Annotated in this window: 24 protein-coding genes and 1 pseudogene; 15 read left to right on the top strand and 10 right to left on the bottom strand. The window is 59.2% G+C overall.

What is annotated here, in order from left to right:
* Positions 1–45 precede the first annotated feature (45 nt).
* On the top strand, positions 46–2,205 hold the full coding sequence (locus GIW69_RS05775; RefSeq protein WP_236481178.1) for a type I secretion system permease/ATPase: 2,160 nt from the start codon (positions 46–48) through the stop codon (positions 2,203–2,205).
* A 9-nt stretch (positions 2,206–2,214) separates the two neighbouring features.
* Positions 2,215–3,600, top strand: a complete 1,386-nt coding sequence (locus GIW69_RS05770; protein ID WP_236481177.1) for an HlyD family type I secretion periplasmic adaptor subunit — start codon at positions 2,215–2,217, stop codon at positions 3,598–3,600.
* Between the two features lie 136 nt (positions 3,601–3,736).
* On the opposite strand, the gene GIW69_RS05765 is transcribed toward GIW69_RS05770, so the two are convergent.
* From GIW69_RS05765 to GIW69_RS05755, 3 genes are all read right to left on the bottom strand, one after another.
* Entirely contained in the window at positions 3,737–4,195 is a 459-nt protein-coding gene (locus GIW69_RS05765) for an REP-associated tyrosine transposase (RefSeq protein ID WP_236481176.1), read from the bottom strand.
* Between the two features lie 188 nt (positions 4,196–4,383).
* On the bottom strand, positions 4,384–4,980 hold the full coding sequence (locus GIW69_RS05760; protein WP_236481175.1) for a DTW domain-containing protein: 597 nt from the start codon (positions 4,978–4,980) through the stop codon (positions 4,384–4,386).
* A 12-nt stretch (positions 4,981–4,992) separates the two neighbouring features.
* A complete protein-coding gene (locus GIW69_RS05755) occupies positions 4,993–5,889 on the bottom strand; it encodes a LysR family transcriptional regulator (RefSeq protein WP_201201626.1) in 897 nt (298 codons plus the stop codon).
* 291 nt (positions 5,890–6,180) lie between these two features.
* On the opposite strand from GIW69_RS05755, the gene speB reads away from it, so the two are divergent.
* The 6 genes from speB (at position 6,181) to GIW69_RS05725 (ending at position 11,751) form a co-directional block, all read left to right on the top strand.
* A complete protein-coding gene (speB, locus tag GIW69_RS05750; protein ID WP_236481174.1) occupies positions 6,181–7,131 on the top strand; it encodes an agmatinase in 951 nt (316 codons plus the stop codon).
* A gap of 9 nt (positions 7,132–7,140) precedes the next feature.
* Positions 7,141–7,563, top strand: coding sequence for a nuclear transport factor 2 family protein (locus tag GIW69_RS05745; protein ID WP_236481173.1), 423 nt, complete (start codon positions 7,141–7,143; stop codon positions 7,561–7,563).
* 54 nt (positions 7,564–7,617) lie between these two features.
* On the top strand, positions 7,618–9,120 hold the full coding sequence (locus tag GIW69_RS05740; RefSeq protein WP_236481172.1) for a purine-cytosine permease family protein: 1,503 nt from the start codon (positions 7,618–7,620) through the stop codon (positions 9,118–9,120).
* A 152-nt stretch (positions 9,121–9,272) separates the two neighbouring features.
* Complete coding sequence (locus tag GIW69_RS05735) at positions 9,273–10,652, top strand: sodium:solute symporter family protein (protein ID WP_236481171.1); 1,380 nt, start codon at positions 9,273–9,275, stop codon at positions 10,650–10,652.
* Positions 10,653–10,734: 82 nt separating this feature from the next.
* Complete coding sequence (locus GIW69_RS05730) at positions 10,735–11,460, top strand: MBL fold metallo-hydrolase (RefSeq protein ID WP_236481170.1); 726 nt, start codon at positions 10,735–10,737, stop codon at positions 11,458–11,460.
* Positions 11,461–11,502: 42 nt separating this feature from the next.
* Entirely contained in the window at positions 11,503–11,751 is a 249-nt protein-coding gene (locus GIW69_RS05725) for an acyl carrier protein (RefSeq protein WP_236481169.1), read from the top strand.
* Positions 11,752–11,846: 95 nt separating this feature from the next.
* Here GIW69_RS05725 and GIW69_RS26350 read toward each other — a convergent pair whose 3' ends face one another.
* The 4 genes from GIW69_RS26350 to GIW69_RS05710 form a co-directional block, all read right to left on the bottom strand.
* Entirely contained in the window at positions 11,847–11,975 is a 129-nt protein-coding gene (locus GIW69_RS26350; protein ID WP_256222727.1) for a PA1414 family protein, read from the bottom strand.
* Between the two features lie 213 nt (positions 11,976–12,188).
* Entirely contained in the window at positions 12,189–13,121 is a 933-nt protein-coding gene (locus GIW69_RS05720) for a DMT family transporter (RefSeq protein WP_236481168.1), read from the bottom strand.
* 199 nt (positions 13,122–13,320) lie between these two features.
* Positions 13,321–13,719, bottom strand: coding sequence for a DUF2177 family protein (locus GIW69_RS05715; protein ID WP_236481167.1), 399 nt, complete (start codon positions 13,717–13,719; stop codon positions 13,321–13,323).
* Between the two features lie 71 nt (positions 13,720–13,790).
* Positions 13,791–14,627, bottom strand: coding sequence for a S1-like domain-containing RNA-binding protein (locus GIW69_RS05710; RefSeq protein WP_236481166.1), 837 nt, complete (start codon positions 14,625–14,627; stop codon positions 13,791–13,793).
* Between the two features lie 349 nt (positions 14,628–14,976).
* On the opposite strand from GIW69_RS05710, the gene GIW69_RS05705 reads away from it, so the two are divergent.
* The 3 genes from GIW69_RS05705 (at position 14,977) to GIW69_RS05695 (ending at position 17,040) form a co-directional block, all read left to right on the top strand.
* Positions 14,977–15,165, top strand: a complete 189-nt coding sequence (locus tag GIW69_RS05705) for a PFL_1563 family small protein (RefSeq protein ID WP_016702300.1) — start codon at positions 14,977–14,979, stop codon at positions 15,163–15,165.
* A 208-nt stretch (positions 15,166–15,373) separates the two neighbouring features.
* Positions 15,374–16,093, top strand: a complete 720-nt coding sequence (locus tag GIW69_RS05700; RefSeq protein WP_236481165.1) for a TorF family putative porin — start codon at positions 15,374–15,376, stop codon at positions 16,091–16,093.
* A 77-nt stretch (positions 16,094–16,170) separates the two neighbouring features.
* Positions 16,171–17,040 carry a DUF6279 family lipoprotein gene (locus GIW69_RS05695; RefSeq protein ID WP_236481164.1) on the top strand — a complete coding sequence of 290 codons (870 nt, stop codon included), beginning with the start codon at positions 16,171–16,173 and terminating at the stop codon, positions 17,038–17,040.
* Positions 17,041–17,123: 83 nt separating this feature from the next.
* Here the strand turns inward: GIW69_RS05695 and GIW69_RS05690 are convergent, their stop codons facing one another.
* Positions 17,124–17,516 carry an Eisosome component PIL1/LSP1 family protein gene (locus GIW69_RS05690; RefSeq protein WP_236481163.1) on the bottom strand — a complete coding sequence of 131 codons (393 nt, stop codon included), beginning with the start codon at positions 17,514–17,516 and terminating at the stop codon, positions 17,124–17,126.
* A gap of 169 nt (positions 17,517–17,685) precedes the next feature.
* Between GIW69_RS05690 and GIW69_RS05685 the strand changes: the two genes are divergently transcribed.
* Positions 17,686–18,429, top strand: coding sequence for a DUF899 domain-containing protein (locus GIW69_RS05685; protein WP_236481320.1), 744 nt, complete (start codon positions 17,686–17,688; stop codon positions 18,427–18,429).
* Between the two features lie 64 nt (positions 18,430–18,493).
* Positions 18,494–18,769 (top strand): hypothetical protein, encoded by a 276-nt coding sequence (locus tag GIW69_RS05680; protein WP_236481162.1) that lies wholly within the window; start codon positions 18,494–18,496, stop codon positions 18,767–18,769.
* Between the two features lie 59 nt (positions 18,770–18,828).
* Here the strand turns inward: GIW69_RS05680 and GIW69_RS05675 are convergent, their stop codons facing one another.
* Positions 18,829–20,169: a DEAD/DEAH box helicase gene (locus GIW69_RS05675; RefSeq protein WP_236481161.1), complete on the bottom strand. Its 1,341-nt coding sequence runs from the start codon at positions 20,167–20,169 to the stop codon at positions 18,829–18,831.
* Positions 20,170–20,360: 191 nt separating this feature from the next.
* Here GIW69_RS05675 and GIW69_RS05670 point away from each other — a divergent pair.
* Positions 20,361–21,659 (top strand): annotated as a pseudogene (locus tag GIW69_RS05670) (mechanosensitive ion channel family protein).
* 90 nt (positions 21,660–21,749) lie between these two features.
* Here the strand turns inward: GIW69_RS05670 and GIW69_RS05665 are convergent.
* Entirely contained in the window at positions 21,750–22,394 is a 645-nt protein-coding gene (locus tag GIW69_RS05665) for a hydrolase (RefSeq protein WP_236481160.1), read from the bottom strand.
* A gap of 169 nt (positions 22,395–22,563) precedes the next feature.
* Here GIW69_RS05665 and GIW69_RS05660 point away from each other — a divergent pair, with 169 nt between their 5' ends.
* Positions 22,564–23,466 (top strand): LysR family transcriptional regulator, encoded by a 903-nt coding sequence (locus tag GIW69_RS05660; protein ID WP_236481159.1) that lies wholly within the window; start codon positions 22,564–22,566, stop codon positions 23,464–23,466.
* Positions 23,467–23,488 lie beyond the last annotated feature (22 nt).

The raw sequence follows: 23,488 nt of genomic DNA, 5'->3' as shown, positions 1-23,488 counted from the left end.
TGTGTGTTGTATTCCATTTGCTGTCTTGCAATGAGGGCGATCAATGTGACCAGCATGGAACAGGGCAACCACGGGGTCGATCCGCGCCTGAGCTTCGATGACCCGTTACTCGACGGTCTGTTGATCCTCTGCAAACTGCATGGCGCGACGGTCAGTCGGGCCAGCCTGAGTGCCGGGCTGCCGCTAAACAAACAACGGCTGAGCCTCGACTTGCTGCCCCGCGCCGCCGCTCGCGCCGGATTGCAGGCGCGGTTGTTGCGGCGCTCCCTCAAGGACATTTCCCCGCTGAACCTGCCGGTGTTGCTGCTGCTGGGTGATGGCCGCACCGCCGTGCTGCGCCGTTTCGGTGATGACGGCAAAGCATTGATTCTGCCGAGCGAAGCCGACGGTGGGGAACAATGGGTCAGCCGCGAAGAACTCGCCGAACACTACAGCGGCCAGGCGCTATTCGCCCGGCCACGGCATGAACTCGAAGACCTGCGCTCACCGTTGGTACCGCGCGTTGAAGCGTGGTTTCGCGACACGTTGAAGCTGTCGAAATGGCTGTACAGCGACGCAATCCTCGCCAGCTTCCTGATTAACCTTCTGGGCTTGATGGTGCCGCTGTTCGTCATGCAGACCTATGACCGCGTGGTGCCCAACCAGGCCACGTCGACCCTGTGGGTGCTGTCCATCGGTCTGCTGATCGGCACCGGTTTCGAACTGGTGCTGCGGGTGGTGCGCGCGCACTTGCTGGACACCGCCGGAAAGAAAACCGATGTGATCCTTTCCGCGACGCTGTTCGAACGCATCACCGGCATGTCGATGAAGGCGCGCCCAGCCACCATCGGCGGTTTCGCCCAGAGCATTCACGACTTCCAGGGCCTGCGCGAGTTTCTCACCGCGGTCACCCTGACCAGCCTGATCGACCTGCCCTTCGCCGTGCTGATGCTGGTGGTGATCGGCCTGCTTGGCGGCTGGCTGGTGGTGATTCCGCTGTTGGCGTTTCCGATCACGATTCTCTTCGCGATGATCATTCAAGTGCGCCTGCGCGACACCGTGCAAAAAAGCCTGAGCCTCGGCGCCGAGCGTCAGGCCGTGCTGATCGAAACCCTCGGTGGCCTGGAAACCCTCAAGGCGTGCAGCGCCGAAAGCGAGCGCCAGCACAAATGGGAAAGCACCCATGGCGCCCTCACCCGTCTCGACAGCCACGCGCGCAATCTGTCGGCGCTGGCCACCAATGGCACGCTGTTCATCCAGCAGTTTTGCGGGATGGCCACAATTGTCGCCGGGGTCTACAGCATCATCGCCGGCAATCTCAGCGTCGGCGCGCTGGTGGCGACCTACATGCTCGGCAGCCGCGTGCTCGCGCCGCTGGGGCAGATCGCCGGGCTCATCACCCGTTACCAACAAGCGCAGCTGACCATGAAAAGCACCGATGCGCTGATGGCGTTGCCCCAGGAACGCGATGCCAGGCAACGGCCGCTGGAGCGCACGCAACTGCAAGGCGCGCTCGACGTCAACGGCGTGATCTTCCACTACAACGGCCAGAATGCACCGGCGCTGAACAATGTCGGTTTCAGCCTGAAACCCGGCGAACGGGTCGGCATCATCGGTCGCAGCGGTTCGGGCAAAAGCACTCTGGCGCGACTGGTGATGGGATTCTATGAACCGGAAGAAGGCCAGTTGCTGCTTGACGGTCTGGATCTGCGGCAACTGGATGTCGCCGACCTGCGCCAGCAGATCGGTTACGTCGCCCACGACTTGCCGCTACTGGCCGGCAGCCTGCGCGACAACCTCACCCTCGGCGCCCGCTACATCAGTGATTCACGCATGCTTGAGGTCGCTGAACTGACCGGTGTCACCGAACTGGCGCGCCAGCATCCGCAAGGCTTTGACCGGCCGGTAGGCGAGCGCGGGCAATTGCTCTCGGGCGGCCAGCGTCAAGCCGTGTTGCTGGCCCGGGCGCTGTTGCTCGATCCGCCGATCATGCTGCTCGACGAACCCACCAGCGCGATGGACAACAGCAGCGAAGACCTCCTGCGCCAGAAGCTCCACGGCTTGATGCAAGGCAAAACCCTGCTGCTGGTCACCCACCGCACTTCCATGCTCAGTCTGGTGGATCGGTTGCTGGTGCTGGACAACGGCCGGATCGTCGCCGACGGTCCCAAAGAAGCGGTCATTGAAGCACTGCGCAAGGGCCGGGTCGGCTCGGCGGCGGTCTAGGAGTTGCCCATGTCTGCTGTGTCCGGCTCGTCATCAGGCTCTTCATCCGAAAGCAAATCCCGTGGCTATTTCGACAGTTTCAGCAAAAGTGCGGAAGCCGAATTCATGCCGGAAACCGCCGGTGCTTCGTTGCAGGATTCGCCACGCTGGTCGCGCATCACCGTATGGCTGGCGGCGGCGCTGCTGGTCAGCGCAGTGGTCTGGGCCAAATTCGCCGTGCTCGAAGAAGTGACCATGGGCGAAGGCAAGGCGATTCCGTCGAGCAAGGTGCAGGTGATCCAGAACCTTGAAGGCGGGATCGTCACCGAGATTTTCGTGCGCGAAGGGCAAATGGTGAACAAGGGCGACACCTTGCTGCGCCTGGATGACACGCGGTTTCGTTCGAACAAGGGTGAGAGCGAGGCAGATCGGTACGCGTTGACCGCGCAGGTTGAACGCTTGTCCGCCGAGGCCGACGGTCGGCCGTTCAACCTTTCCGCAGAGGTGATTGCCAAGTCACCGCAAGTCGCCGAAGACGAGCGCTCGCTGTACGAGCAACGGCAGCGGCGGCTGTCGAGCGAGAAGCGCACGCTCAGTGAACAGCTGCGGCAAAAAACTCAGGAACTGGCGGAGTTTCGCTCCAAGCAAGGGCAATACAGTTCGAGCCTGGCGCTGGTCAATCAAGAGATGAACATGTCGGAACCGCTGGTGAAGGCTGGCGCCGTTTCGCCGGTGGAAATCTTGCGACTCAAGCGTAGCGCCGTGGAGATTCGCGGTTCGCTGAACGCCACAACACTGGCGATTCCCCGGGCGGAATCGGCCATTGCCGAGATCCGCAGCAAGATCGACGAGTCTGAGCAAACCTTCCGCTCGGAAGCCGCAAAAGAGCTCAATGAAAAACGCACCGACCTGTCGAAAATCACCGCATCGAGCATCGCCATCGATGACCGCGTCAGTCGCACCACGGTGACGTCGCCGGTGCACGGGATCATCAAGGTGTTGAAGGTCAACACCATCGGCGGCGTGGTGCAGCCGGGCAGCGACATGGTGGAAATCGTGCCGCTGGAGGACAACCTGCTGATCGAAGCCCGTGTACGACCTCAAGATGTAGCGTTTCTGCATCCGGGCCAGAAAGCCATGGTCAAGTTCAGCGCCTACGACTACACGATCTATGGCGGACTGAGCGCCAAACTGGAACTGATCGGCGCCGATACCATCACGGACGACAAGGGCAACAGCTTCTACCTGATTCAGGTGCGCACGGATAAAAACCATTTGGGCGGGGATGCGAAACCGCTGCTGATCATTCCAGGCATGGTGGCGACGGTGGACATCATTACCGGGGAGAAAACTGTGCTGGATTACCTGATGAAACCGGTGCTCAAGGCGCGAACCGAGGCGATGCGCGAACGTTAATTTTGTGGCGCTGCAAATGGCCTCATCGCTGGCAAGCCAGCTCCCACAAGGATCCGTGTCGTTCGTTAGATTTGAAATCAACATGGCATCTGTGGGAGCTGGCTTGCCAGCGATGGGGCCGACTCGGTTCTGATTGTTAAAGCCAAACTGCGTCCCATAGTGGGTAATCGCCGAGCTTTTTAACCAGCCCAGCCCGCAACGGGTTCGCCACCACATAACGCGCCATCCGTACCAAATCGTCTTCTCGCCTCAACGCCCTGTCGTGAAAACCCTGCTGCCACAATCCGCCCTTTCTGTTACCAGCAACATTTACTTCCCGAGTAATCAGCGACTTGGTTTCGCGCATTAGCTTGCTGAGCGAGCAGCTTTCCAATTCGACCAGCCAGTGGAAATGATCAGGCATAACGACCCAGGCCAGCGTGTTAGCCAACCCGAGATTTTGTGCTCGGCGAAATTGGTGGACAACCAATCTGCCCAACCCGAAGTCGGCAAAAATGGGCTCACGCCCCAATGTGATGGTGGTCAGTAGGTAGATTCGGTGGGGTTCGGCGAAGCGGCCAGCACGCAGGCGATGTGACGCGGGAAGATCAGGCAATCCATTGCCCCTTTCAAAATGGGTTCGTCTGAAGGCTAGACCTCAATGATCGTTATGGCTGGGTCAGTCTTTTTTCCTGATGTGTCTGGTAGACCGCCATCGCTGGCAAGCCAGCTCCCACAGGGTTTTCGGACACCACAAACACTGTGGGAGCTGGCTTGCCAGCGATGGGGCCGGCAGTCGCGCCATCAATACTTGCTGTGATTACGCTGAAAAATCTCCTCCCCCATCGCCGCGATCTGCCCCTCGATCAGCGCTTCAAACGGCTTGAGCAAAGGCTCGAATGACGTCGGTGCTTCCAGCACTTGCAGCGCCTGGACGATCGCTTCGATCGTCGACAACGCCCCCGGCCCCGGTGCCTTGCGCAACCGGTATCGGGACACGCCGCCCTCGGCCAAGGTCACCCGTGGCAACGCCGCCAGCAGAGGATTGAGGTGCAACATCTTGCGCGCCTTGCGCCAGGTGCCGTCCGGAACGACGAGCAGCAGCGGCTCGTCGGACTCGCGGTACGCCTGCATCGGCTGCGCGTCGTCGGCAGGGAACAACAAGCGCGCCTGATAGCCGGGCCGGTCCAGCAACGCAGGCAGATCCTCGAAGACTTCACCGACGATTAACTCAGCATTCATCAAACCGAGCGCCGCCAAGCGCGCCGTGTTCAGCGCATGGTTCACTTCGCTTGGATGTTGCAGCAGCAACACCCGGGTGCGGCTGTCGAGGCTCGGGATCAGTGAGCACAGGCAATGGCTTTGCGGGCGCAGGCAGCGAGGGCATTGGGGTCTGGACATGTTTTAGCTCCTTTATGCCGCCGGATTGAGCTGGGCTTTGAGCAGATCGCGGAAGGTCTGGATCAGCGGTTCGCGACTGCGCCCCCGACGCACGATCATCGAGAACGGCGCCTGATAGCCAAACGTGGCCGGCAGCAACACGCGCAAGTCGCCCTTGTCGGCCCAGGCCTGGGCGTAATGCTCGGGCAGGTAACCGATGTAGGCGCCGGAGAGCACCAGAATCAGCTGCGCTTCCATACTTTCCACCGTCGCCGCGCTGTGTTTGAAGCCATGGCGGGCGAGTTCGGCCTGGCTCCAGTAACCGCGTCCGACCATGCGTTGCTGGGTGATGACCTGCTCGGGAATCCGCCGCTCGGTGAACAACGGATGCCGACTGCTGCAATACAGCCAGTGCTGCTCGCGGTACAGCGGCATGTAGACCAGTCCGCTCATGCGCGTGGAAAACGCGCCGATGGCCAAGTCGAGGCGGTTGTCCTGAACGCCAAGCTGCAACTCGTACGGGCTCATCACCGACAAGTGCAAATGCACCGCCGGGTGTTCCTGGGTGTAGGCGCCGATGGCCTCGGCGAATGGCAAAGCCTTGTCGCTGACCGTGGAGTCGATCACGCCGAGGTTCAGCGTGCCGCGCAATTCGCCCTTGAGCGCGGCGGCGTATTGCTCGAAACCTTCGAGCTCGCCGAGCAGGCGCAGGGTTTCCTGATGGAACAGCTCGCCCTTGCTGGTCAGGCTGAACCCGCCCCGCCCGCGATGGCACAACACCAGACCGAGCGCGGCTTCGAGCTGGCTCATGTAAGTGCTGATCGCCGAGGTCGACAGGTTGAGTTCCTGCTGCGCATTGGCAAAACCCTGATGACGCACGACGCTGACGAAAATGCGCAACAGTTTCAGGTCGGGTAAAGCGTTGGCCATGTCTACTCCAAGGATCGTTCCCACGCTCTGCGTGGGAATGCAGCCCGTGACGTTCTGCGTCACCTGCGAATACAGCTGGACGCGGAGCGTCCGTGGATGCATTCCCACGCGGAGCATGGGAACGAGCAGGTGGGAAGTCTGGCATTAGTTTAGAAAAATCTGAACTAAGTTTTTGCCCGTAGCGATTCTTCCGCCGCACTACATTTCGCATCATCGGCCCCACAGCGGCGTCCGAACCTGTGCTGAACAGCGCGCCGACACAAATAAAACAAAGACGATGAGGCCCTACCCGTGGACAAGATTCTTCACCAACCACTGGGCGGCAACGAAATGCCGCGCTTCGGCGGCATCGCCACCATGCTCCGACTTCCCCATGTGCCTACCGCTGCCGGTCTCGACGCTGCCTTCGTTGGCGTGCCGCTGGACATCGGCACTTCGCTGCGCCCCGGCACCCGTTTCGGGCCGCGCGATATCCGCGCCGAATCGGTAATGATCCGCCCGTACAACATGGCCACCGGTGCTGCGCCGTTCGATTCGCTGTCGGTGGCCGACATCGGTGACGTGGCGATCAATACGTTCAACCTGCTCGACGCCGTGCGCATCATCGAAGAAGCCTACGACAACATCCTCGAGCACAACGTCATCCCGATGACCCTCGGTGGCGACCACACCATCACCCTGCCGATCCTGCGCGCCATTCATAAAAAGCACGGCAAGGTAGGCCTCGTGCACATCGATGCTCATGCCGATGTGAACGATCACATGTTCGGCGAGAAAATCGCCCACGGCACCACCTTCCGTCGCGCCGTTGAAGAAGGCCTTCTGGACTGCGACCGCGTGGTGCAAATCGGTTTGCGCGCCCAGGGTTATACCGCTGAAGACTTCAACTGGAGCCGCAATCAGGGTTTCCGTGTGGTGCAGGCCGAAGAGTGCTGGCACAAATCCCTCGCCCCGCTGATGGCCGAAGTGCGCGAGAAAGTCGGCGGCGGCCCGGTGTACCTGAGTTTCGACATCGACGGCATCGACCCCGCCTGGGCGCCTGGTACCGGCACCCCGGAAATCGGTGGTCTGACGACCATTCAAGCGATTGAGATCATTCGCGGCTGCCAAGACCTCGACCTGATCGGTTGCGATCTGGTAGAAGTCTCGCCCGCTTATGACACCACCGGCAACACCTCGCTGCTGGCCGCCAATCTGCTGTACGAAATGCTCTGCGTACTGCCAGGCGTTGTGCACCGCTGAGGGTGGGTCATGAACGAACGTGATCAGGTTTTGCAATCCGCCGCCGATCTGGTGTCGGCATTTGCCCGCAACGATCGCGAAGCTTACTTCGGTGCATTCAGCAGCGACGCAAGCTTCGTCTTCTACACCCTCGACCAGCCATTGCTGTCGCGCGATGCCTATCAGGCGCTGTGGGACAGTTGGCGCGCCGAGGATGGCTTCGAGGTGTTGTCGTGCACTTCGAGCAACGCCTTTGTCAGCCTGCAGGGTGACGTGGCGATTTTCATCCATGACGTGGCCACCGAGCTGCGCATGCAAGGGGAGCAACACTTCAGCCAGGAGCGCGAGACGATTGTGTTCAAGAAACACGCGTCGAGCCTAGAACAACAAGGCCTTTGGCTGGCCTGTCATGAACATTTGTCCGCAATGCCGGAAGGGCTGCCATCCCCTTAGCCAAACAGGTGACGCTCACGCACGATGAGCGCGCCTTTATGATCGGAGCAGATCATGAATAACAACAACAACGACCAAAGCCTTACGCAGATTGAAACCCATGGGGTCGAACAGATCCCGGACAACGAACGCACCGCCGGCCCTGTGGACTTGTTCCGCATGATCTTCGGCGGCGCGAATACCTTTGCCACCGCCGTGCTCGGCAGCTTCCCGGTGCTGTTCGGCCTGTCTTTTCAGGCCGGCGTCTGGGCAATTGTCTCTGGCGTGTTGCTCGGCTCGCTGATCCTTGCGCCGATGGGCCTGTTCGGCCCGCTCAACGGCACCAACAATGCCGTGTCGTCCGGTGCGCACTTCGGCGTGCACGGGCGGATCGTCGGTTCGTTCCTGTCGTTGTTGACCGCCATCGCCTTCTTCTCGCTCTCGGTGTGGAGTTCGGGCGATGCGTTGATCGGTGGAGCGAAACGCCTGATCGGTCTGCCGGAAACCGACCTGACCCTGGGCCTGGCCTACGGGCTGTTCGCGATCCTGGTGCTAACCGTGTGCATCTACGGCTTCCGCTTTTTGCTGTGGGTGAACAAGATCGCGGTGTGGAGCGCCAGCCTGTTGTTTCTGCTGGGTGCTTTTGCGTTCGCCGGACCGTTCGATTCGCACTACGCCGGCACCGTCAGCCTCGGTCAACCGGGCTTCTGGGCAGCGTTCATCGGCGCGGCGCTGGTGGCGATGAGCAACCCGATTTCCTTCGGTGCGTTCCTCGGCGACTGGTCGCGCTATATCCCGCGTGACACCTCCAAGCGCCGCATCATGGGCGCTGTGATCCTCTCGCAAATCGCCACGTTCATCCCGTTCCTGTTCGGCCTGACCACCGCGACCATCGTCGCGATCCAGGCGCCGGACTACATCGCGGCGAACAACTATGTCGGGGGGTTGCTGGCAGTGTCGCCGAGCTGGTTCTTCCTGCCGGTGTGCCTGATTGCGGTGATTGGCGGCATGTCCACTGGCACTACGTCGCTGTATGGCACCGGACTGGACATGTCCAGCGTGTTCCCGCGCGTGCTGTCGCGGGTCAAGGCGACATTGCTGATTGGCGTGCTGTCGATTGCCTTCATCTTCATCGGACGCTTCGCGGCGAACCTGGTGCAGAGCGTGTCGACCTTCGCCGTGCTCATCATCACCTGCACCACGCCGTGGATGGTGATCATGATCATTGGCCTGCTGGTGCGTCGCGGCTTCTACTGCCCGGATGACCTGCAAGTGTTCACGCGTGGCGAACAGGGCGGGCGCTACTGGTTCAGCCACGGCTGGAACTGGCGCGGGCTGGGCGCGTGGATCCCGAGCGCGGCGGTCGGTCTGTGCTTCGTCAATTTGCCGGGGCAGTTTGTCGGCCCGCTGGGCGAACTGGCCGGCGGCATCGACATCAGCCTGCTGGTGACACTGGGCCTGGCGTCAGTGCTGTACATGACGCTGCTGGGCCTGTTTCCGGAGCCGGCGCTGGTGTATGGCCCAACGGATTCGCGCCGAAAAGCCGAAGAAGAACCTGAACTGCGTCAGGCCGCCTGACGCGAATCCCTTGTAGAAGCGAGCCTGCTCGCGATGACGGCGGCACATCCAACCTCGATGTGACTGACCGATCGCTATCGCCAGCAGGCTCGCTCCTACAGGAGGAATTGAATTCAGCCTCACATAAAAAAGACAATCGGAGACACGCCATCATGGCTTTGGATTTATTCGTCGTACTCATCTACGCCGCCGCGATGCTGATTCTCGGCTATTACGGCATGCGCAAGGCCAAGACCCACGAAGATTACCTGGTCGCCGGTCGCAACCTCGGCCCGGGCCTTTACATGGGCACCATGGCCGCAACCGTGCTGGGTGGCGCGTCCACCGTCGGCACCGTGCGCCTGGGTTACGTGCATGGCATTTCCGGCTTCTGGCTGTGCGCGGCACTGGGGTGCGGCATCGTCGCGCTGAACCTGTTCCTCGCCAAACCGCTGCTGAAACTCAAAGTGTTCACCGTCACTCAGGTGCTGGAAAAACGCTACAACCCGATGGCCCGTACCGCCAGCGCGACCATCATGCTGGCCTACGCGCTGATGATCGGCGTGACCTCGATCCTGGCGATCGGCACCGTGCTGCAAGTGCTGTTCGGCCTGCCGTTCTGGATGTCCGTGCTGCTGGGCGGTGGTGTGGTGGTGATCTACTCGACCATCGGCGGCATGTGGTCGCTGACCCTGACCGACATCGTCCAGTTCGGTATCCAGACCGTCGGCCTGATGTTTGTGCTGTTGCCGATCTGCCTGTACCGCGTCGGTGGCTGGGATCAACTGGTCGCGCAATTGCCGGCCGCCAGCTTCAACTTCACCAGCATCGGCTGGGACACGATCATCACCTACTTCATGATTTATTTCTTCGGCATCCTGATTGGCCAGGACATCTGGCAACGGGTGTTCACCGCCCGCAGCGAAAAAGTCGCCCGGTATGCCGGCACCTCGGCCGGCATCTATTGCATCATTTACGGCCTCGTTTGCGCTCTGATCGGCATGGCGGCGCATGTACTGATTCCGGATCTGGACAACGTCAACAACGCCTTCGCCGCCATCGTCAAAGTCTCGCTGCCTGACGGCATCCGTGGCCTGGTGATCGCCGCTGCGCTGGCCGCGATGATGTCCACTGCCAGTGCCGGCCTGCTGGCGGCGTCCACCACGCTGACCGAAGACCTGCTGCCGAAACTGCGCAAAGGCAAACCGTCGAACGTGGCCATCAACCGCCTCTTCACAATGCTGACTGGCATCGTTGTGTTAGGCATCGCTTTGGTGGTCAACGATGTGATTAGCGCTTTGACCCTGGCGTACAACCTGCTGGTCGGCGGCATGCTGATCCCTCTGATGGGGGCGATCTTCTGGAAACGCGCGACGACAGCCGCTGCAATCACCGCGATGACGTTGGGCTTCGCTACGGCGCTGATCTTCATGATCACCGACGGCATGGACGCCAACACGCCGATCTACTACAGCCTGGGCGTCAGCCTGGTGAGTTTCGTGCTGGTGAGCCTGCTCTCCCGTCGCCCGAACCTGGTGACCAGCGCCGTCTAAGCTGAAGCGGTAGCAACAACTTTCTTCGACGGGTGTGGCGTCGGTTGCCATACCCGTTTTTTTCGCCTGAAGGAATGTGCTGATGAAAATTGTTTCGCGCGATCAGTGGTTCGACGTGCAAACCCTGAGCGACGGAGTGCGCCTGATTCACGAGCCGTTTATTCGGCCCTTCTACCGCTGCAACCTCTGGCACATACAGGGGCGGGACAAGGATCTGCTGCTCGACAGCGGCTCGGGGCTGGTCAGCCTGCGCGAGCAACTGCCGTGGCTGACCGAGCGGCCGCTGGTGGCGGTGGCGAGTCATTGCCACTTTGACCACATCGCCGGGCATCATGAGTTCGCCGAACGGTTGGTGCATCCGGCCGAAGCCGACATCCTTGCCGCGCCGGACGGTGAAAACGACCTGAGCCGCGCTTTTGTCGGTGACGACATGTTCGAAGCACACCCCGACTGCCCGCTGTGTTACGCCGAATACCGGGTCAAAGCCGCGCCGGCCTCCGGGTTTGTCGAAGACGGCGACGTGCTGGATCTGGGCAATCGAACGTTGCAAGTGCTGCACACTCCGGGGCATTCACCGGGCGGAATCAGCCTGTACGAGGCTGCCACCGAAACGCTGTTCAGCGGCGACATCATCTACGACGGACCGCTGATCGAAGACGCCTACCATTCCAATCTGGATGACTATGCCGCCAGCCTTCGGCGCCTGCAGGCTTTGCCTGTCCGCACCGTACACGGCGGGCATTTCGGCAGTTTTTCGGGTGAGCATTTACGCTCGATGATTGACCAATGGCTGCGCCGACATGGCTGAGGCCTGCTGTACTGAAATGATCTTCACTGTGCGATCTTCGCCATGAAACGAGCCGCCGTGCGTGCCGCCGTGCATGCGTACATCAGTCGACTGCTGGAAAACCGCCCGTTCAACGACGGCACGAGTCTGGTGGAGTTGGGCCTGGACAAGGCGGATATCGAGGATCTGATCTTTCACCTGGAGGATGAACTGGGGCTGACCGCGTTTACGGCTGAGGAGGATCAGTTGCTCAGCTCGGCGAGAACCGCGAATGACCTGAGCCGGTTTCTGCTGATGATCGCGCGGCACTAGAAGCAAAAGATCGCAGCCTGCGGCAGCGCCTACACCGTTTGATGTAGGCGCTGCCGCAGGCTGCGATCTCTTGATCTTGTGATCTTTTAAACCCTTTACCGCCGACGCGGCTGACGCCGACGCTGTTCATCATCCGTGCGAATCGGGATCGGTTGCATAGGCGGCTCGATCAAGCCAAGGGCAACACCCAAGTCGTGAAGCCAGTTTTGAATTTTCTCTTTCATCGTCGTGCCCCCTTGGGGTGGTGCTGAGCGGCTGGAATTCTGTAGCCACTTCGCACTGATAATAGTCTGAAGTGCTACGAAATGCTTGGCCAAATCGGCAATGATCTGTTACTGAATTGATCCAAATCATCTTCCATTCGTTCAAGCGATTTCTCGGGTTTGTGTCGGAGCCGCGGGATAGAGCCTCTGTAAGCCGTCCGGCGCTTCGTCCGTTCAGTGTTGGCCGAGGGCTTTGCGCAGTCGCCGACGCACCCACTGCTCAGCGCTGACGAACGTGATGCCAAGCAGCACCAGTACCGCGCCCGCGACAAAGTTCAGGCTCAACTTTTCTCCGAGTAACAGCACGCCGAAGGTCACGCCGAACAACGGCGTCATGAACGAAAACACCGCCAGGTTGGCGGCCAAGTACCGACGCAGCAGCCAGAACCAGACCAAGTAGCTGCAGAACGACACCACCAATCCCTGAAACAGCACGCTGCCCACCGCCACCGCAGTCAGGCTGACGTGGGTGATCTGGCCGCTCATCAGCGCAATCAACAGCAGTCCGAGGAAACCGACGATCAACTGATAAAACAATGTCAGCGTCACCGGTGCTTCAGACAGTTTTGAAGCACGCACCACCACCGTGGTCGCGCCCCAACTGGCGCCGGCCAGCACGCCAAGGGCATCGCCCAGCAACATGCGTCGGTCGAGGTTGTCCCACGAAACGCCGCCGGCAAAAGCAATGGCGATGCCGACAAAGGCGAGGAAAATCCCCAGCCATTGCACCGGCCGCAGGCGCTCGCTCGGCAATAGAAAATGCACGCCCAGCGCCGTGAAAATCGGCGCGGTATAGAGAAACACCGACATGTGCGCGGCAGTGGTCAGTTGCAAACCTTCGGAGATGAAATAGAACTCCAGCCCGAACAGCGCACCGGCCAGCAAGCCACCGCGCCAGGTGCTTCCGACCTGATCCCAGCCGCCCTTCCAGCAGATCAGCAATCCTACAAGCAACGCGGAAATTCCCGACCGCCCGGCCGCCTGCATCACTGGCGCGATGTCGGTTGCCGCCCATTTGATCATGACCTGCTGAATACCCCAGACCAGACACAGACCGATCATCACTTGCAGGGCAAAACCGTCGGCATTGCGCCGACTGACACTCATCGCAGCCTCTCCATTTCACGCAACATGGCAGTCATCCAATCGTCAAAACAAAACCCCGGATCAATGTCCGGGGCGAATAGTCATTCGGTGGATTATTCACCAGTTGCGCAAAAATTACCGCCAGGCAACTTGTTTAAAATCTCCCCTGTGGGAGCGAGCCTGCTCGCGAATAGGCCAGCCCAGTCACCGCCGACCAAAACTAAACCCTCACAAACCGATTAGCCGCCCAAAACCCCATCACACACATCAGCGCTGTCGCCACCGTCCCCCACGCCCAATCCATCAACGTCACCTGCATCGACCAACCGCGCAACGTCGCCCAGTTAGTCAGGTCATAGGTGCCATACGCCACCAACCCCAGCAACGCGCCCATTCGCCCGGCATGTTGCCAAGTGCGCGCCGGCAAGATCACAAACACCAGGCAACCGAAAACATACAGGCAATAAAAAACCGCGGCTGGAAACAGCAGCGGTTTATCAAGCATCAGCGAACCGAGCAACAATCGATAGGTCGGGGCCATGAACACGCCCAACCAGAGGCCATCAAGTACCAGAAACGTCACCAGGGCGGCAACGTAAGCAATCAACGCTTTCTTCATCACCGCCGCCCTCTTGCATAGGAGCTGCCGCAGGCTCTGGCCGCGGCAGTTCTACATGGAGCGTTTGGGAATCAGGTTAGTTCAATGCGGTCGGCGTGAATGACGATCTTGCCGTCTTTGTACAACGAACCGATAGCCTTCTTGAAGTTACCCTTGCTGACACCAAACAGACTGCTGATCAGCGCTGGATCGCTCTTGTCGCTGACAGGCAACGTGCCGTCATTTTCACGCAACTTGGCGAGGATTTTCGAGTTCAGGCTGCTGGCTGCTTCCTGACCGACCGGTTGCAGGCTCAGGCTGATCTTGCCGTCGGCGCGCACTTCCTTGATGAAGCCTTTCTCACGCATGCCGGAACGCATGAACTTGAAGATTTCATTCTTGTGGATCAAGCCCCAATGCTTGTTATTAATGATCGCCTTGAAACCCATATCGGTGGCTTCCGCCACCAGAATGTCGACTTCCTGGCCCGGGCTGTAGCTGGCCGGGGTCTTGTCGAGGTAGCGATCCAGCCGCGCGGTCGCGGTGATACGACGGGTGTGTTTGTCGAGGTAGGCGTGCACGACGCAGTATTCGCCGGCGGTCATTTGGCGCTTTTCTTCGGAATACGGCAGCAGCAGATCCTTCGGTAGACCCCAGTCGAGGAACACGCCGATGCTGTTGACTTCCACAACTTTCAAACTGGCGAAATCACCGACCTGAACTTTCGGTTTTTCGGTGGTGGCGATGAGTTTGTCATCGCTGTCCAGATAAATGAAAACGTTGAGCCAATCCTCATCTTCGCTGGGAATATCTTTAGGGATATAACGGTTGGGCAAAAGAATCTCGCCGTCGGCCCCGCCGTCCAGATATAAACCGAAGTTAGTGTGTTTAACCACTTGCAAACTGTTGTAGCGCCCGACTAAAGCCATTTCCAATACCCTCATTGCGTGGGCGGCATTCTACCCGTTTTTGCCGGACGCGTTCGCGGCCGAACGGCCACAGGCGTGAAAATCCGTGGGCGCCCGGTTCAATGGTTATTTGACGGCTTCTGACTGCCGCTCGTCAGGACGACATCGCTTGCACGAACGCCTCAGGCTCTATGGCAAGAGCGCTTACAACCACAAATGTCCGTAATAAAAACAGTAGGTTAGCGAAAGTCGCTGGATAGGAACCCGACAATATTGCAGTACTTGGCCAGGTTATTCCGGGGGATATTTGCCAAGCAATTGTCAAGTATTTCCTGTACGATGCCTGGCCGAGTTACTTTCTGAAAGGTTAATGGCCGCCATGCGCGTAAAAGCATCCAACAGCAAAGCAAAGCCAGCTCCAGCCGTTGAAACCAGCGAATCGATCAACGACCAGATCGCGGCATTCCTCAAATCCGGTGGCGAAATCCAGCAAATTGCCAAGGGCGTCAGCGGCCAGACATTCGGCCCGTCCAAGCAGATCAGCCTGGGCAAGAAGTAAGATCCGGTAACACACCCGTCCCAAGGCGCTTTGAGCTTCGAAGCGTCTGGACTGGCACCACTCGCAATCCCCCTCCCCAGTTCAACCAATCTCATAGAAATCGACGAACGGCCTTCGACGCCGATCATTCGCCGGTATCCTTGCACGCGTCTGGATCAAGCGTTTCAGCAGGTTCGCCCGCCTGCCCTCGCTGTTCATGGAGCGAAGCATGCTTAAACATTCTTTTTGTTTATCATTCGTAGGCCTTTTGGCCTGCTCGACTGCGCATGGGCAAATCTTCCAGCGAGAACTCGGCGACTTCGATCTTAAACTGGGCACAACCCCAAGCCGGAGCATGGCTCAAGGACTGGTCAAGCCCGCTTCGATAGGCTCGTTTCATGGCGGCCTCGACCTGAGCCACATCAGCGGCCTTTACGTCGGGCAGTGGTCGCCGAGCGTCGGTATCGCGCCGGGCACCAACCTTGAAGTGGACTCCTACGTCGGCTTCAAACAACCCTTCGATCAAACCCTTGGCTACGAAGTCGGGCTGATCCACTACAGCTATCCAAGCCTGGACACCCTCGACAGCCAGGAAATATTCGGCGGCCTCACCCTGCTCGGCAGTCGTTTTGGCGCGGCATTCAGCGATGACCCCGATAAACAGAACAGCACACTGTTTGCCGATCTCGGTGGCAACCAGCCGTTCGGCATCGGCATCAGCATGAAATACACGACCCACAGTTTGACTTCGCCGGTCGCTGTCGACGGCGGTTATGTCAGCAGTTTCACCGATTGGTCGGTGAAATTTTCCCGCCCGTTCATGGGTGTCGACCTCGACCTGACCTACAGCAATTCCAGCCTGAGCGGCAGCGATTGCTCGGCCTACTCGGGCCACAACAGCGAGTGCGACGGACTGGTCACGCTCAGGGCCGAACGCGCTTTCTATTGATCGGCTGAACTGCCGCGCGCATCCTGCGTCCACATAAGAATCAGACTTCGAAGCCAGGCCCACGCAAGGATTCGCCCATGTCTCGCTGGTTCAGAAACATCGCCTTGCTGCTTATCGTCAGCCTCGCCCTCGGCGCTTGCAGCCGCGTGGGCCTGGCCTATCGCAATCTCGACGTGATCATTCCGTGGACGCTCAGCGACTACCTGGACATGAACGGCGAGCAAAAAGACTGGTTCAACGACCGCCTCAAGGATCATTTGAGCTGGCATTGCACTACGCAACTACCGGGCTACCTCGACTGGCTGGATCGCTTGCAAGCGATGGTCGAAACCAATCAAGTCACCGACGCCGCACTGCAGACCCGCACCGTTGAAGCCAAACAAGCCATCGCCCAGACTGCCCGGGAAATCACCCCATCGGCCGTCGAATTGCTGCAAGGGCTGGACGACAAGCAAGTCGCGGAAATGAACGACGCCTTCGCCAAGGACTTGCGCAAACGTCAGCAGGAATACCTCAAGCCGCCACTGGCGCAGCAGATCAAGGAACGCGCCGAGCGCATGAACAAGCGCCTCAACGACTGGCTCGGCCCACTCAGCGACACCCAGAAGCAGCGCGTCGTTGCGTGGTCGACGGCGCTGGGCGACCAGAACACCCAGTGGATCGCCAATCGGGCGCACTGGCAGACCCAATTCAGCGCGGCCGTTGCGCAGCGACACAGTCCTGAATTCCCACAACGGATCGAGACGCTTCTGGTGGAACGCGAGCGTTTGTGGACAGCGGATTACAAAAAGGCCTACGCCAATACTGAAGCGCAAGGGAGGGCGCTGGCGGTGGATTTGATGGCCGAGAGCACCCCGGAACAGCGTGAGCGGTTGTTGAAGAAAATCGAGGGCGTTCGCAAGGACTTCAGCGATTTGAAATGTTTGAAAGCGGCTAACCAGGGTTAAAGATCAAAAGATCGTCCAAACGCGGCCCGAGCCTGCGACAGCTCCTAAGAAGCTGCCGCAGGCTGCGATCTTTTGATTTTGATCTAGGCAATCTGCGCCTTCGACGCAACCTCATCAAACGTAAACTCATCCAGCGCATCGTCCTGATCATCCAGCACCTGCCGCGGATGGTCATTGCCGGGAATGCTGCTGTCGATCAGGCTCAGCAATCGCGAACCCCGGGCCGTCAGCACAAAATTCTCGCCATTGCCGCCCTCCTCCTCCGGCCGAGGCTCGATATAGCCCCGCTCCAGCAATAGCTTTTCATACTCGCAGGCCAGCGTTTTCAGATGATCCAGATTCCCGACCGACTCGCCCGCCGATGCTTTTTCCGCCGCATGCTGCTCAGCGTAAGGCCGTGGCGTGAAGTTATGGCCGGCGCTGTTCTGCACTTCGTGCAGCAAGCGTTCAATCAAATCCCAGTTATAAGTCGTCATCCTGATTCAACCTCCGGTGCCCAAGCATGAGTGGGGCTCATTGGTTGTGACCGAAGCGGGCCGCCGCCGTTCAGCCGGGATCGGCGTACCGACCGGCGGTTTGTCGATTTGCCACCCGGTCAAACGACTAGGCTGGGTAAACGGGTTTAATTCCTCAGGAGAAATCGCCATGAACATTGAGAATCATCCGGTGGTGTCGCGCGAAGAATGGGTCGCCGCCCGTAAGCAACATCTGCTTCACGAAAAAGCCTTCACCAAGGAGCGCGACCGGCTCTGCGCCGAACGCCGGGCGCTGCCTTGGGTGAGGATCGATAAGGACTACCACTTTCAAGGCGCAAACGGCGAACTCAGACTGGCTGACCTGTTTGGCGACAAGAGCCAACTCATCGTCTATCACTTCATGTTCGCTGAAGGCTGGGAGGAAGGCTGCCAGGGTTGTTCGTTTCTTTCCGATCATATCGATGGCGCGAATCTGCATCTGGCACATCACGATATTGCGGTGGTTGCGGTGTCGCATGCACCGTTCGCCCAGTTCCAAGACTTCAAACAGCGGATGGGCTGGCAGTTTGACTGGGTTTCGTCAGAAGGCTGCGATTTCAATTATGACTTTGGGGTTTGTGCCAGGGCTGAAGAAGTTGCTGCAGGAAAGGCTACGTACAACTACGAAACGACTGACAGTGTTGAGGAGGAAATGCCTGGGCTCAGCGTTTTTTATCGAAACGACAAGGGTGAGATATTTCACACCTATTCAACGTACGCGCGCGGTCTGGATATGCTGGTCGGCGCCTATAATTACCTCGACCTCACGCCCAAAGGCAGGAACGAAGAGGAGATCATGGAGTGGGTGCGGCATCATGACCGGTATGAAGAGACCGCCCAATCCAGTTGCTGCCACAGCGAAATCTCCCACTGAACTTTCCTGACATTGCGTCCTCAACCGGGTAACCCGCCTTAACCGGAACCGAGGCACGACTCCCATGAAAATACTGCCCAAGATTATCGTCGCCGCCACCCTCGCCTGCGCCCTTCCCGCCTGGGCATGCACGCCCGAAGAAGCTACCGCCAAGCGTGAACAGCTGGCGAAAGAAGTCACCAGGCTGACCGAGCAGAATCCGGCCAAGGCCAAGGAAATCAACGCTGAGTTGCAGAAGATGGATTTGGGCACAGCCAGTGCGGACCTGCCGGACAAGTGCCAGTTGATTGATCAGCGGTTGAAAGAGTTGGATGCCGCCGAGAAAAAAGCAGAAAGCTAAGATTAAAAGACGTAAAAAAACCGGACATCGTCCGGTTTTTTTATGGCTCGCTGAACAGCTTACTCAGCCGCAGGCTCAGCCGGCTTACGGCGCTTCAGCGGTGCCATGCCATCGCTGCTCACCAGTGCGTCCGGCTTCGGACGGTTGGCGCTCTTGCGTTTGGTCGGGGTCTTGGCGGCGGTTTTTTTCTTGTCGCCCTTGGCGTCGGTCTTTTTCTTCTTCACGCCGACGGCTTTGCCCGAGGCCTTGACCTTTTTCGGCCCGCCGTAGGTGCCTTTAACTTCCTTGATCGTGCGGCGCTCGAAGCTTTGCTTGAGGTAGCGCTCGATGCTCGACATCAGGTTCCAGTCGCCGTGGCAGATCAACGAGATCGCCAGACCGTCATTGCCGGCGCGGCCGGTACGACCGATGCGGTGAACGTATTCGTCGCCGCTGCGTGGCATGTCGAAGTTGATCACCAGATCCAGCCCGTCGACGTCCAGGCCGCGCGCGGCAACGTCGGTGGCCACCAGAATCTTCACGCCGCCCTGCTTCAGACGATCGATCGCCAGTTTGCGATCCTTCTGGTCTTTCTCGCCGTGCAGCACGAACGCCTTGTATTCCTGAGCCACCAGGCGACCGTAGATGCGGTCGGCCATGGCGCGGGTGTTGGTGAACACGATGGCTTTTTGATAAGTCTCGTTGGCCAGCAACCAGTTGACGATCTGTTCTTTGTGCTGGTTGTGGTCGGCGGTGATGATCTGCTGACGGGTCGTCGAGTTCAGCTGGCTGACCGCGTTGAGCTGCAAGTGCTCAGGGTTGTTCAGCACTTTGGCAATCATCTCGCGCAGGCCGGAACCGCCGGTGGTGGCGGAGAACAGCATGGTCTGCTGACGGTTCGGGCATTCATCGACCAGACGCTGTACGTCTTCGGAGAATCCCATGTCGAGCATGCGGTCGGCTTCGTCGAGCACCAGCACTTCGACTTCCTTGAGGTCGAGGTTGCCGGCGTTCAGTTGCTCGATCATCCGGCCCGGGGTGCCGATCAGGATGTCCGGCACTTTACGCAGCATCGCCGCTTGTACCTTGAAATCTTCGCCACCGGTGATCAGGCCGGACTTGATGAAGGTGAACTGCGCAAAGCGTTCGACTTCTTTCAAGGTCTGCTGGGCCAGTTCGCGGGTCGGCAGCAGGATCAGCGTCTTGATGCTGACGCGAACCTTGGCCGGGCCGATCAGGCGATTGAGGATCGGCAGAACGAAAGCGGCGGTTTTGCCACTACCGGTTTGCGCCGTCACCCGCAGGTCACGCCCTTGAAGCGCCAGCGGAATAGCCGCTGCTTGCACAGGCGTAGGCTCGACAAATTTAAGCTCGGCCACAGCTTTAAGCAGGCGTTCGTGCAGGGCGAATTCGGAAAACACGGGTGCTACCTCGAAGATATGCAAAAAAACAGCTGCATAGGTTACCGGTTTCGAGCGCTCAGGCCGAGTTTCTTTATACGAATGGTGGCAATCAGTGGCTTTTTTATTGCCGGAATTGTCCTGAATCGTAATAGATCGCGTGTTAAGTGCTCTAATCCACCATCGCGTCTTACAGAAGAATCGTTTCACTTATGGATATCAAACAGCTCTGGCTCAACGTTCAAGACCTTTGGGGTGCCCTCGATCAGCACCCGCTGTTGCATGCCAGCCTCGGTTTTCTGGTGCTGCTGGTGATCGCACTGTTGCTCGGACGAGTGGCGCGTTATCTCATTCTGCATGCCAGCCGCATGCTCGGCCGCCAGCCTGCGTTGCACTGGATCAATGACTTGCGCCATAACAAGGTGTTTCAGCGGCTGGCGCAGATGACGCCGTCGCTGGTGATCCAGTTCGGCCTGCATCTGGTGCCGGATTTGAGTAACACGGCAATGACGGTTCTCGGCAACATCGCCATGGCTTTCACGATCCTTTTTCTGCTGCTGGCGATCACCGCCCTGCTCAACGCTTTGCTCGACATCTATGCGCGCACCGAACACGCCCGCACCCGTTCGATCAAAGGCTACGTGCAACTGGCGAAAATGGTGTTGTATGTGTTCGGCGCGATCATCATTGTCGCCACCCTGATTGACCGTTCGCCGCTGTTGCTGCTGTCGGGTCTGGGGGCGATGTCGGCGGTGATTCTGTTGGTCTACAAGGACACGCTGCTGTCATTCGTCGCCAGCGTACAGTTGACCAGCAACGACATGTTGCGGGTCGGCGACTGGATCGAAATGCCGCAGGTCGGTGCCGATGGCGACGTGGTCGACATCACCCTGCACACGGTCAAGGTGCAATAGTTTGACAAGACCATCGTGTCGATCCCGACCTGGCGCCTGATGTCCGAGTCGTTCAAGAACTGGCGCGGCATGCAGCAATCCGGCGGGCGACGCATCAAGCGCAGCCTGTTTATCGACGCCAGCGGCGTGCGGTTCATCCGTGATGACGAAGAAGAAAAACTCTCGCAGGTGCATCTGCTCACCGATTACATGAGCCGCAAGAAAGCTGAACTCAAGGCCTGGAACGAAGCCCAGGGCAATGTGGCGGCGATGTCGGCGAATCGGCGGCGCATGACCAACATCGGCACGTTCCGCGCCTATGCCTTGGCCTATCTGAAGAGTCACCCGGAGATTCAGCCGAACATGACCTGCATGGTGCGCCAGATGCAGACCACGGCGCAGGGCATTCCGCTGGAAATCTACTGCTTCACCCGCACCACGGCGTGGGGCGATTACGAGCGGATTCAGGGGGATATTTTCGATTATCTGCTGGCGGTGTTGCCGGAGTTTGGCCTGAGCCTGTACCAGCAGCCGAGTGGCGGGGATTTGCGGGCGGGGTTGTTGCCAGCGGTGCTGGGCTCGGCCGCAATTCCCGAGCCTGAAAAACACCTCATGTAAACCACAATCCCCCTGTAGAGCTGCCGCAGGCTGCGATCTTTGAATCTTCAAACATCAAGATCAAAAGATCGCAGCCTGCGGGGAGAGCAGTTACTTGGCTTGGCGTTGTGGGGCGTTGTGCACCATGGTGTAGGCGTAATCCACGCCCATGCCGTATGCGCCGCTGTGTTCCAGCACCAGTTCCATTACCGCTTCGTAAGTCTCTTTGTGTGCCCAGTCACGCTGGTATTCGAGCAGCACTTGCTGCCAGGTCACTGGAACCGCGCCGGCCTGAATCATGCGTTGCACCGACATGTCATGGGCTTCTTTGGTGGTGCCGCCGGAGGCATCAGTCACGATGTAGACCTCGTAACCTTCAGCCAGCGCTTCCAGTGCCGGGAAGGTCAGGCAAACCTCGGTCCACAGCGCAGCGATGATCAGTTTCTTGCGCCCGGTGGCCTTCACCGCATCAACCAATGCCTTGTCTTCCCAGGAGTTCATCGAGGTGCGCTCGATCGGCTTTTGATCCGGGTGAACCGCCAGCAGCTCCGGCCAGATGTAACCGCTGAAGCTGGCGGTTTCCACCGAGGTGTAGATCGTCGGTACGTTGAAAATTTTCGCCGCTTTGGCCAGGCCGACGGTGTTGTTCTTCAGGGTCTGACGGTCAATCGACTGCACGCCGAAAGCCATTTGTGGCTGGTGGTCGATCAGGATCAGGGCGGAGTTAGCAGGGTTCAGCAGTTCACGGATAGACATGGCGCGTTCCTTTTGATGTCGATTTCAAGTGTTAATCAGTAAGAGTGAGTCGAGGCGTTTGGCCGTCTGCGGCGTTGTTGTCTCGGCTTGGATGTCACTTTAGGGGCTAGCGCACAAAGGGACAATTACCTAAAATCGAGAATCATTGATTCCAATTTGGGGACAATCCTTGGATCGCATCGAATGCATGCGCGCCTTCGTGGTGACGGTCGGTGAGAACGGCTTCGCCGCCGCTGCCCGGGCCATGGATGTGCCGCGCTCGAAAGTCAGTAAACAGATTCAGGCACTGGAAGAAGCCATCGGTGTGCAATTGCTGCAACGCACCACACGCAGCCTGCACTTGACCGAAGCAGGCGCCGAATATTTCGAGGCGGCGCGGGAAGTCATCGCCGCGCTGGACGAGGCCGAGCAACGGGCACGGGACGGGATCGGCGAGCTGCGCGGCGTGCTCCGGGTCAACGCGCCGATGTCGTTCGGTCTACGACGGTTGGGCAAGTTGATTCCGCTGTTCCATGAGCAACACCCAAACATCGAGTTGCAACTGGTGCTCAGCGATCAGCAGGTGGATCCGGTGCGCGGCGGTTTCGACGTGACCATCCGCATCGCCAGCCTGCCTGATTCGAGCATGATCGCGCGGCAACTGGCCCCCGCGCCGCGCATCATGGTCGCCTCTCCCGCTTACCTCGAACGCGCGGGAGTACCGCAGATGCCACAAGATCTGCGCGCCCATCAGTGTCTCAACTATGGCTATCTGCAGAGCGGTGTCAGTTTGCAATTGAGCAACGGCAAGGAAACGCAGCGAGTCAACGTCACTGGCCCCTTACACGCGAACAACGGGGATTTGCTCGCGCAGGCGGCCGAGGCCGGCATGGGGATCGCGTTGTTGCCGGACTTCATCGTCGAGGAGGGTTTGGCGGCAGGGCGCCTGGTGGCGGTAATGTGTGAATGGCAGGCTCCGGCGATCAGCGTCAACGCCGTGTATTCATCGGCGCGGCGAGTGCCGCAGAAGACCCGGGCGTTTGTCGAGTTTCTGGTGGCGCAGCTCGCCCCTGCCCGAGTCGAGCCCGTGTAGCAGCCTTCGCCAGCTCCTACAC

The sequence above is a fragment of the Pseudomonas syringae genome (assembly GCF_021605415.1).
GTDB classification, from domain to species: domain Bacteria; phylum Pseudomonadota; class Gammaproteobacteria; order Pseudomonadales; family Pseudomonadaceae; genus Aquipseudomonas; species Aquipseudomonas syringae_S.
The sequence above is the reverse complement of the archived record's forward strand: the minus strand, read 5'-3'. Positions and strand labels throughout refer to the sequence as shown.

What these genes read in the sequence shown, in the direction of transcription:
- GIW69_RS05770 (WP_236481177.1), top strand. Translation starts at nt 2,215, where the DNA reads ATGTCTGCTGTGTCCGGCTCGTCATCAGGCTCTTCATCCGAAAGCAAA.
- GIW69_RS05760 (WP_236481175.1), bottom strand. Translation starts at nt 4,980, where the DNA reads ATGTCCAGACCCCAATGCCCTCGCTGCCTGCGCCCGCAAAGCCATTGC.
- GIW69_RS05755 (WP_201201626.1), bottom strand. Translation starts at nt 5,889, where the DNA reads ATGGCCAACGCTTTACCCGACCTGAAACTGTTGCGCATTTTCGTCAGC.
- GIW69_RS05745 (WP_236481173.1), top strand. Translation starts at nt 7,141, where the DNA reads ATGAACGAACGTGATCAGGTTTTGCAATCCGCCGCCGATCTGGTGTCG.
- GIW69_RS05740 (WP_236481172.1), top strand. Translation starts at nt 7,618, where the DNA reads ATGAATAACAACAACAACGACCAAAGCCTTACGCAGATTGAAACCCAT.
- GIW69_RS05735 (WP_236481171.1), top strand. Translation starts at nt 9,273, where the DNA reads ATGGCTTTGGATTTATTCGTCGTACTCATCTACGCCGCCGCGATGCTG.
- GIW69_RS05730 (WP_236481170.1), top strand. Translation starts at nt 10,735, where the DNA reads ATGAAAATTGTTTCGCGCGATCAGTGGTTCGACGTGCAAACCCTGAGC.
- GIW69_RS05725 (WP_236481169.1), top strand. Translation starts at nt 11,503, where the DNA reads ATGAAACGAGCCGCCGTGCGTGCCGCCGTGCATGCGTACATCAGTCGA.
- GIW69_RS26350 (WP_256222727.1), bottom strand. Translation starts at nt 11,975, where the DNA reads ATGAAAGAGAAAATTCAAAACTGGCTTCACGACTTGGGTGTTGCCCTT.
- GIW69_RS05720 (WP_236481168.1), bottom strand. Translation starts at nt 13,121, where the DNA reads ATGAGTGTCAGTCGGCGCAATGCCGACGGTTTTGCCCTGCAAGTGATG.
- GIW69_RS05715 (WP_236481167.1), bottom strand. Translation starts at nt 13,719, where the DNA reads ATGAAGAAAGCGTTGATTGCTTACGTTGCCGCCCTGGTGACGTTTCTG.
- GIW69_RS05710 (WP_236481166.1), bottom strand. Translation starts at nt 14,627, where the DNA reads ATGGCTTTAGTCGGGCGCTACAACAGTTTGCAAGTGGTTAAACACACT.
- GIW69_RS05705 (WP_016702300.1), top strand. Translation starts at nt 14,977, where the DNA reads ATGGCCGCCATGCGCGTAAAAGCATCCAACAGCAAAGCAAAGCCAGCT.
- GIW69_RS05700 (WP_236481165.1), top strand. Translation starts at nt 15,374, where the DNA reads ATGCTTAAACATTCTTTTTGTTTATCATTCGTAGGCCTTTTGGCCTGC.
- GIW69_RS05695 (WP_236481164.1), top strand. Translation starts at nt 16,171, where the DNA reads ATGTCTCGCTGGTTCAGAAACATCGCCTTGCTGCTTATCGTCAGCCTC.
- GIW69_RS05690 (WP_236481163.1), bottom strand. Translation starts at nt 17,516, where the DNA reads ATGACGACTTATAACTGGGATTTGATTGAACGCTTGCTGCACGAAGTG.
- GIW69_RS05685 (WP_236481320.1), top strand. Translation starts at nt 17,686, where the DNA reads ATGAACATTGAGAATCATCCGGTGGTGTCGCGCGAAGAATGGGTCGCC.
- GIW69_RS05680 (WP_236481162.1), top strand. Translation starts at nt 18,494, where the DNA reads ATGAAAATACTGCCCAAGATTATCGTCGCCGCCACCCTCGCCTGCGCC.
- GIW69_RS05665 (WP_236481160.1), bottom strand. Translation starts at nt 22,394, where the DNA reads ATGTCTATCCGTGAACTGCTGAACCCTGCTAACTCCGCCCTGATCCTG.